The 15119-nt window shown below is 73.7% G+C and carries 13 protein-coding genes and 1 tRNA gene; 2 read left to right on the forward strand and 12 right to left on the reverse strand.

All coding sequences use genetic code 11. The annotated features are described in order from the left end of the window. Nucleotides 1–120: 120 nt before the first annotated feature. Entirely contained in the window at nt 121–528 is a 408-nt protein-coding gene (locus tag HCN52_RS13555) for a response regulator (RefSeq protein ID WP_168088696.1), read from the reverse strand. 125 nt (nt 529–653) lie between these two features. Here HCN52_RS13555 and HCN52_RS13560 point away from each other — a divergent pair. Beyond that, nucleotides 654–725: transfer RNA gene (locus tag HCN52_RS13560), tRNA-Arg, on the forward strand. A gap of 139 nt (nt 726–864) precedes the next feature. Here the strand turns inward: HCN52_RS13560 and HCN52_RS13565 are convergent. Further along, nucleotides 865–1956, reverse strand: coding sequence for a DNA polymerase III subunit beta family protein (locus HCN52_RS13565; RefSeq protein ID WP_312876686.1), 1092 nt, complete (start codon nt 1954–1956; stop codon nt 865–867). A 527-nt stretch (nt 1957–2483) separates the two neighbouring features. Between HCN52_RS13565 and HCN52_RS13570 the strand changes: the two genes are divergently transcribed. Continuing rightward, the gene (locus tag HCN52_RS13570; RefSeq protein WP_168088697.1) at nt 2484–3329 is read left to right on the forward strand and encodes a helix-turn-helix domain-containing protein; all 846 of its coding nucleotides are present in this window, start codon (nt 2484–2486) and stop codon (nt 3327–3329) included. Nucleotides 3330–3376: 47 nt separating this feature from the next. Here HCN52_RS13570 and HCN52_RS13575 read toward each other — a convergent pair whose 3' ends face one another. The 10 genes from HCN52_RS13575 to HCN52_RS13620 all read right to left on the reverse strand — a co-directional run. Further along, nucleotides 3377–3982, reverse strand: a complete 606-nt coding sequence (locus tag HCN52_RS13575) for a GyrI-like domain-containing protein (protein WP_168088698.1) — start codon at nt 3980–3982, stop codon at nt 3377–3379. 142 nt (nt 3983–4124) lie between these two features. Further along, a complete protein-coding gene (locus tag HCN52_RS13580) occupies nt 4125–6560 on the reverse strand; it encodes an MFS transporter (RefSeq protein WP_168088699.1) in 2436 nt (811 codons plus the stop codon). Beyond that, nucleotides 6557–7207 carry a class I SAM-dependent methyltransferase gene (locus HCN52_RS13585; protein ID WP_168088700.1) on the reverse strand — a complete coding sequence of 217 codons (651 nt, stop codon included), beginning with the start codon at nt 7205–7207 and terminating at the stop codon, nt 6557–6559. Before HCN52_RS13585 ends, HCN52_RS13580 begins: the two co-directional genes overlap by 4 nt. Before the next feature lie 51 nt (nt 7208–7258). After that, entirely contained in the window at nt 7259–8191 is a 933-nt protein-coding gene (locus HCN52_RS13590; protein ID WP_168088701.1) for a carbon-nitrogen hydrolase family protein, read from the reverse strand. Between the two features lie 172 nt (nt 8192–8363). Further along, entirely contained in the window at nt 8364–9110 is a 747-nt protein-coding gene (locus HCN52_RS13595) for a class I SAM-dependent methyltransferase (RefSeq protein WP_245175115.1), read from the reverse strand. Then, nucleotides 9100–10620 carry a coproporphyrinogen-III oxidase family protein gene (locus tag HCN52_RS13600; RefSeq protein WP_168088702.1) on the reverse strand — a complete coding sequence of 507 codons (1521 nt, stop codon included), beginning with the start codon at nt 10618–10620 and terminating at the stop codon, nt 9100–9102. The genes HCN52_RS13595 and HCN52_RS13600 overlap by 11 nt, the downstream gene beginning before the upstream one ends. Before the next feature lie 45 nt (nt 10621–10665). After that, nucleotides 10666–11835 (reverse strand): BtrH N-terminal domain-containing protein, encoded by a 1170-nt coding sequence (locus HCN52_RS13605; RefSeq protein ID WP_168088703.1) that lies wholly within the window; start codon nt 11833–11835, stop codon nt 10666–10668. Then, a complete protein-coding gene (locus HCN52_RS13610) occupies nt 11832–13184 on the reverse strand; it encodes a phenylacetate--CoA ligase family protein (protein WP_168088704.1) in 1353 nt (450 codons plus the stop codon). The genes HCN52_RS13605 and HCN52_RS13610 overlap by 4 nt, the downstream gene beginning before the upstream one ends. Before the next feature lie 5 nt (nt 13185–13189). Next, on the reverse strand, nt 13190–14299 hold the full coding sequence (locus HCN52_RS13615; RefSeq protein WP_168088705.1) for a 2-deoxy-scyllo-inosose synthase: 1110 nt from the start codon (nt 14297–14299) through the stop codon (nt 13190–13192). Nucleotides 14300–14354: 55 nt separating this feature from the next. Next, the coding region (locus HCN52_RS13620; protein ID WP_168088706.1) for a hypothetical protein at nt 14355–15119 on the reverse strand (765 nt) is incomplete at its 5' end.

Below are 15119 nucleotides of genomic sequence, written 5' to 3' on the forward strand. Positions count from 1 at the left end.
GTCCCCGGCACCGGTGCCGGCGGGCAGCTCGCCGTCGGCGACCGCGGCGCGCACGGAGCGCAGCACGGCGTCGGCGAGCTGGGTCGGGGTCATGGAGGGCAGCCTACGAGACGCGGCGGCTCACCCGGCGAGGGATCTTGCCAGCCGGACGGGGGCCGGACGGCTCCCGCCCCGGGCGAGGTGCCGCACGTGGTTCAGCAGCTCGTGCGGGTCGAAGGGCTTGGGGACCACCGCGTCCACGGGGAGCGGTCGCGGGCCGACCGGGGTGGCGGAGACCAGCATCAGTGGAATGGCACCGGTGTCGGGATCGTCCCGCAGCCGCTCCGCGGTGGTCAGGCCGTCGAGCCGCGGCATCGCGACATCGAGGGTGATCAGGTCGGGTCGCAGCCCGCGCACGGACTCCAGGCAGTCGACACCGTCGGTCGCGGTCATGACCTCGAACCCGTCAAGTTCGAGGATGACCCTCATGAGTTGCCGGATCACCTGGCTGTCGTCGACCACCAGCACCCGGCCGCAGGCCCCAGGCACACCTTCAGCGTAGGTGGGCGGGTCGTCCCGTGTACGCGCTTTCCCCCAACCGGTGAAACCGTGGTGCGGGAGGCCGCCTGCGAGCTGGTAGTGTTCTTCCCGTCGCCGCGAGAAGCGGTGACGACGCCCCCGTAGCTCAGGGGATAGAGCAACGGCCTCCGGAGCCGTGTGCGCAGGTTCGAATCCTGCCGGGGGCACTTCGCACGAAGTGCCCGAAGACCCCGCCGTCAGCGAGTTCGCTGAGGACGGGGTCTTGGCGTGTGTGCGCCCGTCCGTCCGGCGCCGTGTCGGCCGGGGCTGCCGTCCCGCCGCCGGGCCGCCCTCACGGGTCGGCTCTCACTCCTCCAGGCGGACCGGCATCAGGATCGAGAGGGCGCCCTCGTCGTCGAGCCGGCGGATCGCGATCGGCGCGGTGGGGGCGCCGAGTTCGAGGGCCAGGCGGTCCCGCGCCCCGGCGGCCAGCGCGTCCAGCAGGAAGTCGCGGTTGACCGCGACCCGGTCCGGGGCGTCGTCGCTCTCCGCGCAGAGGGTCACGGTGCCGCCGCTGTCCACACGGAGCACGCTGAGGTCGGCTGCCCCTGCCTCCGCTGTGCGGACGGGACCCGTTTCGAGCGCTGCACGGAAGGCTGCCACGTCGACGAGGGCGCGGCGCCCGCCGGCCGCCGGCAGGAGCAGCCGGTAGTCGGGGAAGTCGTGGCCGAGGCACTGGCCGGCCGCCTCCCGGTCCCCCGCCTCCAGGGCGACGCGGTCGCCGTCGAGGCGGAGGAGGACGTCCCCGTCCCCCTCCGACAGGGCTCGCATCGCGTCGACGAGCGGGGTGGGCACGACGCGCTGCACGCGGCCCCCGTCGTGTCCCTCGAGACCGGTCCGCGCGACGGCCAGCCGGTAGCGGTCGGTGGCGACGACCCGGAGGCTGTCGCCCTCGATGTCGAACAAGACCCCGCCGAGCGCGGGGAGGTCGGGGTCGGTGCCGACCGCGTACCGGACCGCGTCCAGCGCGGCCGCCAGCCCGAACGCGGCGACGGAGAGCCGGGCGGTCGAGGTGGCGGTGGCGGTGCGGGTGGATGTCATGGTGGTCTCCCGTTGGTCGAGTAGCGCTCGGAGTGCGGAGAACTCACCGCGGGCATCGGCCAGCCCTTGTTCGAGACGGCGCAGGTGCGCCGTGAGCAGCGTCCGGACCAGTGCGGTGTCGGCACCGGACCAGCCGGCCAGTACCAGCCGGATGTCCGCCAGCGGCATCCCGGCACGACGCAGCCGGGCCAGTGTCCTGGCCTGGTTCAGCTGGCCGGGGTCGTACCAGCGGTATCCGCTCCCCGGGTCCGTCCAGGCCGGGACGAGGACACCGGCACGGTCGTAGAACCGCAGGGCGCTCACGCCCAGGCCGCTGTCGCGGGCCATCTCGCCGATGCTGCGCAGGTCTTTCTCCACACCCGGAACTCTGGGCCCTGCACCAGGTCGAGGGTCAATCCGGCGTGGCGACGCGGCGGGTTCCGCCGTGGCGCGGGCTCCACCGCGGCCGCGTCGGCGGACCGGTGTCGTCTCGGGAACCGTCGGCGGTTCTGGGAGCCGGCCCGGGTGGTCCGGGCCCCACGGAACGCGACGGCGGTCGTCGGCTTCCGCACGACGGGGGCGCGCGACATTCCGGCTTTTCGATTCACCACCGCGCGCGGTGAACGCGCGCCGTGGTGAATTGGACGCGATGCGGTGGTCGGCGCACCGGGGGAATCGGAATGCGCCTGCCGCCCGCGCACGCCCGGGGCGGTTCTCCGTACCGATTCCGTGAAACCCCACCCTGTCGAATCGGATGGGATACGCTCCCGTGGGGAATCTGTCGTGAATCAGCACGGAAGATACCGGTGGGGGCCTCGGGCCCGGGAGATCCCGGGTGTTTCCGGGTGAGTGGGTCCCGTCCCCTCGCGTATTCCGTGACGGTGGTTGACGGGTGGGGGAATGCCATGCGGCACGACACGGTCGCACGTAATGACGAACGCATCATGGGAGCCGTGCGTCGGGCGTCCGCATGGGCCCGCGACGGGTGGGCGGAGATCGACGTGGACGCCCTCGCGCGGGAGACCAACACCGCGCCCCACCACTTCCGGCGGATCTTCCGCAACGCCACTGGTGATCCGCTGCTGCGCTTCGTGCGCAGGCTGCGGCTCCAGTTGGCCGCCTATCGCCTGGTCTTCACACAGGAACCGGTCATCGACATCGCCCTGGCGGCGGGGTACGGCTCCTCCGCGGCGTTCAGCCGGGCGTTCCGCGACAGCTACGGCAGCTGTCCGGCCAGCGCGCGGTCCCGGCGGGCCGAGACCCCGTGGCCCGAGGCCGGGGTCTGCTGCGACGGGCTGAAGACCGTGCACCGGCCGCCGCAGACCATCGCGTTCTTCCGGCACTTCGGGCCGCTGGACGACGCCCACCACCTGTGGCGGCGACTGGGCCGCTGGTCCGGGCGGCCGGGCGAGGCCGAGGCGGAGCGCCGCCCGGTGCTGCTCTGCCACGACGACCCGGGACGGTTCCTGGGCGAGCCGGTCCGCTGCGACCTGGGGCTGGTGCTGGAGGAGGGGGTCCGGCCCGGGAACGGGGTGGGGGTGCAGGTGGTCGGCGAGCAGCGGCTGCTGCTGTCGCGGCACGCCGGACCGCTGGCCTTCCTTCCGTTCAGCTACATGCACCTCGCGGTGGCGGCGGTGATGACCGGCCGCGGGGGGCCCGCCGCGTCGCTGCCGTTCTTCGCCTATCCGGACGGCTGCCCCGCGGCGGACGGGCCGCGGCTGGTGGCCGAGGTCGGCATTCCGCTGCGCTGAACGTGCCCGGGCACGGGCGCGTGCTCGGGCACACAGCAAGGGTCGGGTCAGCGCCGGACGGGCTGGCGGATGATGGTCCGCAGCCGTTCGGGGGCGGTGCGGTCCGGTGAGTTGAGGTAGATCTCGTGGTGGGTGCCGGCGGAGCGGGCGCCGCTGTCCAGGATGAAGGCGTGCAGCGCGTCGATGACGGGGTCCTCCTCCTCGTAGGGGCCGACGTACAGCACCTGTGCGGCGGTGCCCTCGTCGAGGTCGCGGCGGGCCGCGTCGCCGGCTGCCGGGTGCTCGCCCTTGGCCACGACGGTCTCCCGTGCCCGGCCCAGCACCACGTCGTCGACCGGTTCGGGCTGCATGATCATGGCGGACCAGCGCCAGGAGCCCTTCCCGGTGTCGGCGCCGTCGGTGTGCCAGAGCGTCTCCAGCGGCATGACGCCGAAATCGACGCCGGTGTCGCCGCGGACGAGGAACTTCGCCTTGTAGGAGATGGCGAAGAGCGCCGAGACGGCGTCGCGGTAGGCGTCCGAGTAGGGACCGCCCTCGCCGTCGAGGGCGAGATACCTCAGGGGAGGGACCTCGACGATCGCCGGATTCCTCCGTGCGGAGTACAGCTCCTTGAATTCGCGCTTGTAGTCGATCTTCTTGGTGGCGCCGGCCATGTCGCTTGTCCTCGTCGGTGCGGATGGGAACGGCCCCACCATTCCAGACCGGTCGCCCCATCCCGCGCCGATTCCGGGATTTCCACCCCGGCGCGCGAACAATTCGGGGGCGCGCGGAACAGCAGCGCGCCCCGGGTACGCCTCAGTCTGTTGCCGCGTTCTCGTCCTCGACGTGCTCGGCGTTCTCCGCGTCGTCCACGGAGTCGACGCGGTCCGCCCACAGGTATTCACTCGCGGGACGCCCGGCACGCCCGGTGGTGTACGCCTGGGTGCGGCGCCAGAGCGCGTTCACGTCGGCGTTCATGAAGGCCTTTCCGGGCCCGGTCGGCTCGTACCAGTCGACGACCGAGACGGAGAACGGACCGTGCTTGTCCTTGCCGAGGTACGCCTGCGGCCGTTGGCGCGGCACGAACCCCTCGGCGAGCAGCACTTCGTACTCCTCGGCGAGCAACTCCCGCATGGAGTCGACGTGTTCGGGACGAATCTGGTGGACGGCCACGCCGGTGGCGTACGCGGCGTCGTGGCGCTCCTCCGGCAGGTCGGCGAAGGCGGGCAGCGCGGTGACGGCGGGGTACTCCACGCCGTCCCGGCCGTTGCGGTCGACGGTGAGCTCCTTGATCTCCTGCCAGATCGCGGTGATCTCCGGCTGCGAGAACGCCGAGTGCAGCGCCTCGTCGCTCCGCCAGGTGGCGATCTCCAGGGCGAACCGGCCCTCGCCCCAGTCACCGACATAGACCCGGGCGGGCGGGCCGGTGACCAGGCCGTGGCGGTCGAGCGTCGGCCAGTGGCGGTGGATGGCGGCGAGGATCTCGTCCTCCTTGCCGGGGGCGATCTGGTAGAGGCCGAGGACGGTGGTCCCGTGAGGGTTCGACTGCTGCACGGCTGTCCTTTCCTGGTCGCGGCGTGGCGAGGTGGGGGGCGCGGTGCCGGGCCGGTCGCCCGGTCCGGAGGGCGGGCCCGCGGGGGACGGGGTGAGGCGGACGAACAGGACGACGGCGATGCCGACCAGCAGCACCAGCACCGGCGCGGCGTAGGCCTCCCGCATGGCGGAGACGAAGGCGTCGGCGAAGGCGGCCGTGGTCGCCTGCACCTGCTCCGGGTCGGTGCCCTCCGGCACGGCGGCGGGCCCGGAGGTGGTCAGGTCGACCCCGCCGCCGAGCAGCGGGTCGAAGGCGGCGCGGAACTCCTCCCGCCCCTCTTCGGGGACGGCCAGCGCCTGTTCGTCGACCCAGGCGCGCATGCCGGCCACCAGCCGCGCCTGCAGGATCGCGCCGACGACCGCCGTCGCGATCAGCCCGCCGAGTTCCTGGGCGGTGTTGATCACCCCGGAGGCGGCGCCGGAGAGTCCGGGGTCGAGATCGGTGAAGGCGACGGCGAACAGCGGAGCGAAGATCAGCCCGGTGCCGAGCCCCATCAGCGCGAGCGGGCCGACCAGCTGCCAGGTGGTGGCGTCGGGGGTGGAGACCGCGCCCAGCAGCACGATCCCGGCGAGGAAGGAGGCGAGCCCGGCGAGCAGGAACCGCCGGCCGCCGTACCGGTCCGCCAGGCGCCCCGCGACGCCCGCGACCAGGGTGGAGGTGAGCGGCATCGCCGCGATGGTGAGTCCGGCGCGCAGCGGGCTCATCTGCAGGATGGCCTGGAGGTAGACGGTCAGCGGCAGGAAGGCACCGAGCATGCCGAAGCCGGTGACGGCGAGCACGGCCGTCATCGAGGCGAAGTTGCGGCTGCGGAACAGCTCGAAGGGGACCAGCGCGCCGCGGCCCTGGCTGCGGCGCTGCTGGAGGCCGAAGAGCGCGGTCAGCGCGAGCCCCGCCGCGAGCAGGATCCACACCAGCGGGGACCACTCCAGCCGTTCGCCCTCGATCAACGCGAAGCAGCAGGCGCCGAGTCCGGCGATGAGCAGCGCGGTGGAGCCGAGCCCGAAGGACTGCCGCCGGCCCGGCCGCAGGTCGGGGACGACGCGGAGCACCAGGACGAGGGTCAGCAGGCCGACGGGGAGGTTGATCAGGAAGATCCAGCGCCAGCTGAGGTAGTTGACGATGACGCCGCCGAGGGTGGGGCCGGCGAGGATGGCGAGGCCGGACAGGGCGGCGGAGAGCCCGAAGGCGGCGCCCCACTTCGACGGCGGGAACACCGCCGCGGTGATGGGCAGCAGTTGCGGGGCGATCAGCGCGCCGCCGAGGCCCTGCACCGCGCGGGCGGCGATCAGGACGGCGGCGTCGTCGGCGAGACCGCAGGCGAGGGAGGCCAGGACGAAGACGACCAGGCCGACGAGGTAGACGCGCCGGGGGCCGAAGGTGTCGCCGAGTCTGCCGCCGAGGATCAGCAGGGTGGCGAAGACCAGGATGTAGGCGCTGAACACCCACAGTCCCTCGTCGAGGGTGGCGCCCAGGTCGGTGACGACGCTGGGGAAGGCGATGTTGACGATGGTGAGGTCGAGCAGGGTCATGAAGAGGCCGATGGTGAGCACGCCGAGGATCGGCCAGGGGTTGCGCTCCCCCGGCTCCCCCCGCTCCCCCGGCTCCGCCGTCTCCCCCGGCTCCGCGGGCGCGGGGCCGGGCGCCCCGCCCGGCGTCATGCGGCGCTCCCGGGCTCGGCGGCGGCGTCGGTGGGCTCGGCAGGTCCGGCCTTGTGCAGCAGGCAGACGTTCTTCTCCAGCGAGGTGGCGTCGGTGGTGAGGAGCGCCGGGACGACCCGGTCGACCACCAGCCCGGCCGCCGGGAAGACGGCCGCCAGCGCCTCCTCGGTCACCGCCTTGAACGGGAAGGTGGTGTACCGCACGCCGCGCAGCAGCAGTTCGCCGCCCGGCCGCAGCACCCGGCCGACCTCCGCGGCGTACCGGCCGCGGTCCTCGTCGCCGAGGTGGTGGAAGCAGCCGCGGTCCAGGAGCAGGTCGACGCTGCTGTCGGCCAGCGGCAGCGCGAGGACGTCGCCGACGCGGAACTCGGCCTCGACGTCCGCCTCGCGGGCGCGGGCGGCGGCGAGGCGGACGGCCGCGGGGCTGAGGTCGAAGCCGGTGGCCCGGTACCCCTGGCGGGCCAGCTCGACGACGTCGCTGCCGGTGCCGCAGCCGAGGTCGACGGCGGTCCTGCCGTCGCCCGGCGGGCGGCCGGTCAGGAAGCCGACCAGCTCCTGGGAGGGGTGCGTGATCTCCCAGAAGTGGGCGTACTGCCCGGTCTCGTAGGTCCGGTTCCAGTCGATGCCGGTGGTGCCCAGCAGCTGCACGGCTCTCTCCTCACGGTGCGGTCGGTGGCGGAGGCTCCGCCGGGGCGGGGGTCAGAAGGTCTCCTTCAGCCGCCGCTCGAAGTGGTCGGCGAGGACGGGGCCGAGGCCGGTGACGCCCTCGGCGTGCGCGGTCAGCGGGCCGTAGAGCTCGGGGCGGCGGCCGTGCAGGCCGAAGTAGGCGGTCTCCTGGAAGGAGAGGTCGATCCGGCGCAGTTCGGCGAGCCGGTCGAGGTCGACGTCGGCGAGGAGCACGGCCTCCTCCTCGTCGAGTTCGGCGAGGAGGCCGTCGGGGGTGGCGACGGAGGAGTGGCCGGCGAGGTCGATGGTGACGGTCCGTCCGCCGCGCTCGCCGGAGGCCGTGCCGACGCTGCCGACGTACAGCACGGCGGCGGCGTTGAAGACCGCGGTGGCCAGCACGCAGGGCTTGGTGGCGGGGAGGTTGCCGCGGAGCGCGGCGGCGGGCACCGCGATCAGCTCGGCGCCCTTCAACGCGAGCAGCCGCGGCATCTCCTGGATCCAGAAGTCGGAGCAGACGCAGATGCCGAGCCGGCCGAAGGGGGTGTCGAGGACCACGGCCTCGTCGCCGGGGGCCAGCGCGACGAACTCCGCCGAGAACAGATGGACCTTGCGGACCGCGGCGACGATCGCGCCGCTGTCGTCCAGCACCACCGCGGTGTTGTGGTAGGTGCCCTCCGGGGTGCGTTCGATGACGGAGCCGCAGATGATCCAGCACCCCTTGCGGCGGGCGATGTCGCCCAGCAGGTCGAAGACGGGGCCGGGTACGGGGTGGTCGATGACGCCGCGCAGGTGCTGCCGGCCGGGGAAGTAGAAGGGCGGGCCGAGGAAGAACTCGGGGAGGACGGCCAGGTGGGTGCCGTCCGGGAGGGATTCGAGCATCTCGACGGCCTGCCGCAGGTTGGCCTCGGGGTCGTCGCGCCAGCGGGTCTGCAGCAGGGCGACCCGGGGCCGGCGTGTCGGTTCCATGCGTACTCCCGTGTCGGGTTCGGCGTGGGGCGGAGGGGCGGAGGGGCGGGGGGCGGAAGGAGCGGACGGGCTGCGTTCCGGGACCGGGCGGCGCGTCGGACGTGCGCGCCGCCGGGACGTGCGCGCCGCCGGGCGGGAGTGCGGGAGGGCCGCCCGGCGGCGCTGCCTGGGGTCAGCGCTCGGTGAAGATGTCCTCGTAGATGCCGGGCTCCCCCACCGCGTAGTCGACGCCGAGCGGGCGGGAGGAGACGACGAGGTTGATGCCTTCACGCGCGACGGACCAGTCGCCGAGGCCGAGGCCGGCGAGCAGTTCCCGCATCTCGGGGACGGTGTAGCCGCTGCGGAGCGACCGCATGAACTGGTCGGCCTCGCCGGCGGAGTACTGGAGGACGAAGGAGATCATCCCCTCGTCCGCGTCGCGGGCGAGGTCGTAGACGACCACCGTCCCGCCCGGCCGGCAGACGCGCGCGCACTCGGCGATGGTCATCGCGGGCCGCGACCAGCGCGGCACGGCGCAGAAGCTGAAGACGACGTCGAAGGAGTCGTCCTCGAACGGCAGCCGCGTGCTGTGGGACCAGTCGCAGGTGAACCGGCCGCCGTAGTTGACCAGGTTGGCGAAGACCGCGTTCTCGCGGGCGACCTCCAGGAACCGGTCGTTGGCGTCGACCGCGGTGAACTCGGCCTGCTTGTGCAGGGCGGCCAGCCGCAGCGACACCAGGCCCGGGCCGCAGCCGACCTCCAGCACCTGCTCGGCGTCGGCGACGTAGGGGGCGAGCAGCTTCATCAGGTGCTGCATCGGGATGATGAGCTGCGTCCGCATGGTGCGGTCGAAGTCCCGGCACGTCTCGACCTCGGTGAACGGGTCCGGGCCGCTGACCCGGTGCTCGAGGTCGAAGATGCGGGTGGGTTCACTGGACAATGTTCAGCGACCGCCTTCCGTTCTCGGGTCGGACCTGCCAGTTGAGGATCTCGGTGCTGGCCGAGGACGGCTGGGGCAGCCGGTGGTTGGCCTCGGAGTAGAACGTCTTGGAGATGTTGTCGATGTAGTGCCAGCCCTTGGGGTACGTCACCTGGAGGGTGTCCTCGGTGACGGTCAGCAGGCCCTTGGCGACGAGGTCGTCGATCTTCTCGGTGAAGTACGCGTAGGGGTCGACGCCGTGGCGGGCGCGGTACTCGGAGCGGCTGACGCGGAGCAGCTTCAGGCCGAGGACGAGGCTGCGGCAGCGCCGTTCGTGCTCGTCGGTGTACGCGCCCATCACGGCGGGGATGCGGCCGGCGCGGACGGTCTCGATGTAGCGGCCGATGTCCGGTTCGGTGCAGTACAGGTGGTTGTTGAGGTAGCCGTAGGCGCCGGAGCCGAAGGCGACCATGTCGCCGCAGCGCCCCCAGACCTGCGCGAGGTGGTCGGTCAGCGAGAGGGTCTCGGCCCGCAGTCCCCGGTACGGCTTGGAGCCGTCGGGCAGGATCGGGAAGGTCCGCGCGCCCTTCGCCTCCCACTCCGGCCGCATGGGCTCGGCGAAGTCGTTGTACGTCAGCGCGAGGTAGTTCCGGGAGAGCAGCTCCTCGTGCATGTAGTGGTACATCGCGTCGGCCTCCTTGGTGCTCGGGCACGGCGGCGTGATGCCGCTCTGCACCGCGAAGAAGGCCTCGGAGCCGGGGAGGACCGCGTAGTTGTACACGGAGAACGAGGTCACCGGGATGCTGGTGAGCGTCTCGATGTCGGCGGCCCAGAGCTCGGGGGTCTGGCCCGGGATGCCGATCATGAAGTCGATGCAGATGTTCTCCATGCCGTTGCGGTCCAGCAGTTCGATGGTGCGCAGCGCGGACTCGCCGGTGTGGGCGCGGGCCCGTCCGAGGTAGCGCAGCAGCGGGTCGTGGAAGGTCTGCACGCCCATGCTGACGCGGTTGACGCCGTTGGCGAGCAGCGCGTCGATCTTGCGCTGGTCGATGTCGACCGGGGTGCTCTCGATGGTGACGGTGTAGTCGTCGGTGAACGTCAGGTGGCGTCGGAGGAAGCCGAGCAGGTCGTCCAGCTGCTCGGCGCGCAGCGTGGTGGGGGTGCCGCCTCCGAGGTAGCCGGAGGAGAACGTGACGCCGTCGAGGTAGCCGAGGCGGGAGTAGAGCAGGATCTCGGCCTTCAGCGCCTCGATGTAGTCGGTGACCAGGGTGTTGCGGGTGTGGAGCTTGTTGTAGGGGCAGCTGGTGCACACCTGGTTGCAGAAGGGGATGTGCAGGTAGAACGAGACGGTCCGCGGTCGGGTCTCGACCGTCGCGAACATCTGCTCCGGGGTCAGCGGCCCGATGTTGCAGGGGTACCAGCGGACGAACTCGATGTCGCGGTCGGGGTACTGGCGCCAGAAGCTGGGCGTGTCCAGGAAGTTGCGGGTGATGGTCTCCTGCGACGCGGCGGCGCCGGTCTGGTCGGTCATCGCTGCCCTCTTCTCGTGGTGGGGCTGATGGGGAGGGGGCCGGGGCTAGAGGCGGAGCAGGGCCCGGGCCAGGGTGTGCTCGGTGCGCAGCAGTCGGCGGAACGCGGTGGCGGTCTCCTCGGCGAGCCGGTCGCGGTGGGGCTCGATCTCCTCGGCGACGGCGGCCCGCAGGTCGGGGAGGCGGGCGGTGAGGTCGCCGGCCCGGCGCAGGCTGCCGGGCGTGCCGCGGCGCAGCGCGCGTTCGCGGCGCCGGTAGGCGGTCGCCAGCGCGCGGCCGGCCGGGCCGGTGTCGGGGATCAGCAGGCGGTCCAGGGCGCCCCAGGCGGCGCGGGCGTCGTCGGCAGCGGCGAGTGCCGCGGGGAGGTGGGGTCCGTCGAGCCAGGGCCGGGCGTCGGTGAGGAACCGGTGGTAGAGGTCGCGGAAGCCGCGGCCGCCGGTGCCGGCGTACTCGAAGTCGATGTGGGCCGCGGTGAGGCGGTCGAGAACCCGGTCGGCCGGCGCGGTGCGGAGGTCGTGGGTCAGCTCGGCCGCGAAGGCGGCCAGGCCGGTGAGCCCCTCGTTGGGCGGCGTGCCGCGCGTCAGCGCCTCGGCGCAGCCGTGGACGGCGCGGCGGAAGCCGTCGGGCCCGGGGAGGCGCGCCGTGGCCCAGTCGGCGGCGAGCCAGGCGTGGGACGGCGGGAACGGGTGGTGGTCGGAGGCGCGGGCGGCGGCCAGGGTGGCGGCGTCGACGGTGAGCGGCCCGGGGCAGCGGTCGGAGAGCCAGGTGGTGCCGGTCTCCTCGTCGGCGGCGTAGACCACCACCGCGTGGCCGCCGAAGTGGCGGCTGGCCTGGAACCAGGGCAGGTGGAAGAGGTCCACGTAGGCGATGACGGGGCGGCCCGCGGCCAGTTCCTCGTGCAGCCGGCGCCGCGCGGTGGCCGGGTCGTCGGTGCGGTGCACCGTCAGCCGCAGGCCGAGGGCCTCGCACATGCGCCGGGTGAAGAGGGGGAACGGTCCGTTGCGCGTGGAGGTCATGCTGCGGGTGGGGCCGCCGGGGGCGGCGGGCTGGTACCAGAAGCCGATGCCGCCGCCGAGTCCCAGCAGGAGGGGTTCGCCGATATCGACGCCGTGGGCGAGGAGTTGCTTGCGCAGCGCGGCGGTCTCGCAGTGGGCGCCGCCGAACTCGCCGGGGTCGGCGACCAGCGGCCCGGCGGGGGCGGTCGGGCGGGCGGTCACCGGGCGGCGTCCAGGTCCGCGAGGGTGAGGTTGCCGGGTTTGAGCATGGCGTCCATGGCGCGGCCGACGGTGGCCCGGTCGACCTCGCCGACCTCGGGGGTGACGCCGAAGCGGGCGCGGACACGGTCGGCGACCTCCCGGCGGACCAGGTGCGCGGGGCGGTCGGGGCACTCCACGCGCAGGTGCAGCGCCTCCCCCACCACGCCCGCGGCGTAGTAGAGGCCGGTGCCGGAGACGGAGAGCACGGCCTCCTCCAGGTCCAGCCGGTCCAGGGTGCGGCCGGCGACGTGCAGCCGGTCGCCGACCCGGCCGTGGTGGCGGACGGTGGCGCGGACGCTGCCGCACGGGCAGGGGTCGGGGTCGACCGAGACGAGGTCGCCGGTGCGGTAGCGCAGCAGCGGCATCGCCTGGGCGAGGAGGGTGGAGAGCACCAGTTCCCCGGCGCGGCCCGCGGCCAGGGGGGTGGCGTCGTCCGGGTCGAGCACCTCGAAGAGGTGGCGGTCCTCGGTGAGGTGGGCGCGGCCCAGGGCGCAGCTCAGGGCCAGCGAGTTGGTCTCCGTGGTGCCGTAGGCGGGGACGAGCTCGGCCTGCCAGAGCCGGGAGATCTTCGCGAGTTTGGCGGGCGAGCAGGTCTCGCCGACGTAGAGCACCGTCCGCACGCCGAGGGCGGCGGGGTCGTGGCCCGCGTCGCGGAGCAGGTCGTGGAGGCGGAGGGCCCGGGTGGGCGAGCAGACGATGCCGGCCGGCCGGAGCTCGGCGATCATCCGCGCGGTGCGTTCGACGGGGCAGACGGCGGAGAGGATGCCGGTGCCGACGACGGCGGCGCCGACGGTCTCCAGGGCGCGGTCCAGGTCGTAGGCGGCGAAGGAGAGTTCGTAGGGGATGGCGACGAAGACGAGGTCGCCGGGGCCGAAGCGGTGGGCGAGGGAGCGTGCGGTGGAGACGTTGCCGCGCACCCAGTCCTGGTAGGTGATGGCGGAGGAGGTGGGAGCGCCGGTCGTCCCGGTGGACTCGCCGTAGCGCGCCACGTCGGCGAGCGGCACCGCGAGGAGGCCGAAGGGGTAGCCGCCGCGCAGGTCGTCCTTGGTGGTGAACGGCAGCTGCGCCGGGTCCTCACCGGCGGCCGGCGGCAGCGCGCGGAGCCGGTGCCGGTAGAACGGCGCGTGGCGGCGGGCGTGGGCGACCTGTTCGCGGAGCCGGTCCCGTTGCCAGGCCCGGACGCCGGCCCGGTCGAGCGCCTCGAAGGCGTCGAGTTCGGCGGTGGCGGCCTCGCGGACGGCGCAGCAGCGGTCGCGGGGCGGGGGCGGTGGCCGGTCGGAGGCGGTGGTGGTGGGGTCGAGGATCGCCATGACGCTCAGCCCTCCTGGAGCACGGTCTTCAGCACGGACTCGGGCACCGGCGTCTCGACGTCGCCGTCGGGACCGGTGCGGACGCTGCCGACGGCGTCGAGGAGGATCAGCCGGGTCTCCTCGCTGGAGCGGCGTTTGTTGTCGGTGCGGATGACGCCGAGGACGCGCTCCGGGGTGCAGCGGGGCGGCAGCCGGGTGGGCAGGCCGAGGCGGTCGCCGAGCACCCACTCCTGCCGGGCGAGGACCTCGGGCGGGGTGATGCCGAGCCGGACCCCGACGCGGGCCGCGGCGCACATCCCGATGCCGACCGCCACGCCGTGCGGGAGGTCCCCGCAGAGGAACTCGGCGGCGTGGCCGACGGTGTGGCCGTACTCCAGGACCACCGCGCGGGAGCGTTCGGTGGGGTCGGTGGCGAGGATGGCGAGCTTGGAGCGGATGATCCGGTGGCAGGTCTCCAGCAGGTCGTCGTGGACGGCCCGCAGGTCCGGGGTGAGCTGCCCGGCGAGGCGGTCGAACCAGGCGGCGTCGTGGACGAGTCCGTTCTTCAGCGCCTCCACCAGGCCGCTGCGATGGCCCGCCAGGGGTTCGGTGCGCAGGTGGGCGACGTCCGCCCAGACGAGCAGCGGCGGGTGGTAGAGCCCGAACTGGTTCTTGCCGCCGCGGCCGTTGACGGCCTGCTTGTTGCTCAGGGTGCCGTCGGTGAGCCCGAGCAGCGTCGTGGGGATGTCGACGTAGCGGATGCCGCGGTAGAGCAGCCCGGCGGCGAGACCGGTCAGGTTGCTGACCATGCCGCCGCCCAGAGCCAGGACGATGGACTGGCGGGTGGCGCCGGCGTGGACCAGCCGCTCGCACAGGTCGGTCAGCGCCTCCCAGCTCTTGTGGTGCTCGCCCTCGGGGACGACGAGGAGGGTGACGGGCAGTCCGGCCGCCTCCAGCCGGCGGGCCAGCGGCCGCGCCAGCAGGTGGTGGACGCCCTCGCCGCACACCAGGAAGAGGTCGTCGAACCGGTGGGCGGCGAGCGCCTCCGGCAGCAGGTCGGTGATGCCGTCGCCGAGGTAGTAGGGGCTGCTCGGCGTCACACCGGTGGTCAGTTCCAGGAGCGTCGGGTGTGCCACGTGCCGTACCTCCTCGTGGTCTGCGGTCAGCTTGGCGCCGCGGGGTGCGGCGGGACTACGGCCGGGCGGCGGGATGGCCAGTGCCGCCAACGGACCGGGGCTCGGTCGCGGGGGTGTTGATGGCGGTGGCGGTGCCGTCGGGTGCGGTGGCGCCGTCGGTGGCGGTGCCGTCCGTGGCGGTGGCGCCGTCGGTGGCGGCCAGCTCCCGCAGCAGCGCCGCGGTGTAGGGGTTGGCCTCCTCGGGCGGGAAGTCCAGCGCGGTGCCGGCGAGGACGTTGCGGACCGCCGCGTCGATTACCGCGGACTCGGCGGTGAGGGCGGTGAGCTCGCGGCGGAGCGCGGTGCAGGCGCGCAGCGCCGCGCGAGTGGCGGCGCGGTTGACCGCGCCGACCGCGTCCTCGGCGCGCTCGTCGACCGGCAGCACCGGGCCGAGGGTGCCGACGGCGGAGCGCAGCAGGGCGAGGTGGCCGGTGGCGGCGGTCAGGAACGGGGTCGGCACGCCGTGGGCGACGGCGGTGAACTGGCAGACGGGTTTGAGTCCCACGACCGTGGCGCCGCGGAGCGCCGGGTCCGCGCGCAGTGCGGCGGTGGGGAGCGAGGTGGCGAGGTTGGCGAAGACGGTGCCGGGGCCGGGTGGGGCGCCGGTGCGGCAGGCGGCGATCGCGCCGGCCACGGCCGGGGGCGGCACGCAGACCAGCACCACCGCGCAGTGGGCCGCCAGCCGGGCCGGCGGAAGCGCGGGCACGGCGAGACCGCGGCCGAGGGCGGTGGCCAGCTCCCGGTCGCGGTCGGCGACGGCGAGCCGGGGCCCGTCGGGAAC

Origin of the sequence: Streptomyces bohaiensis (assembly GCF_012033785.1) — a bacterium.
Classification (GTDB): domain Bacteria; phylum Actinomycetota; class Actinomycetes; order Streptomycetales; family Streptomycetaceae; genus Streptomyces; species Streptomyces bohaiensis.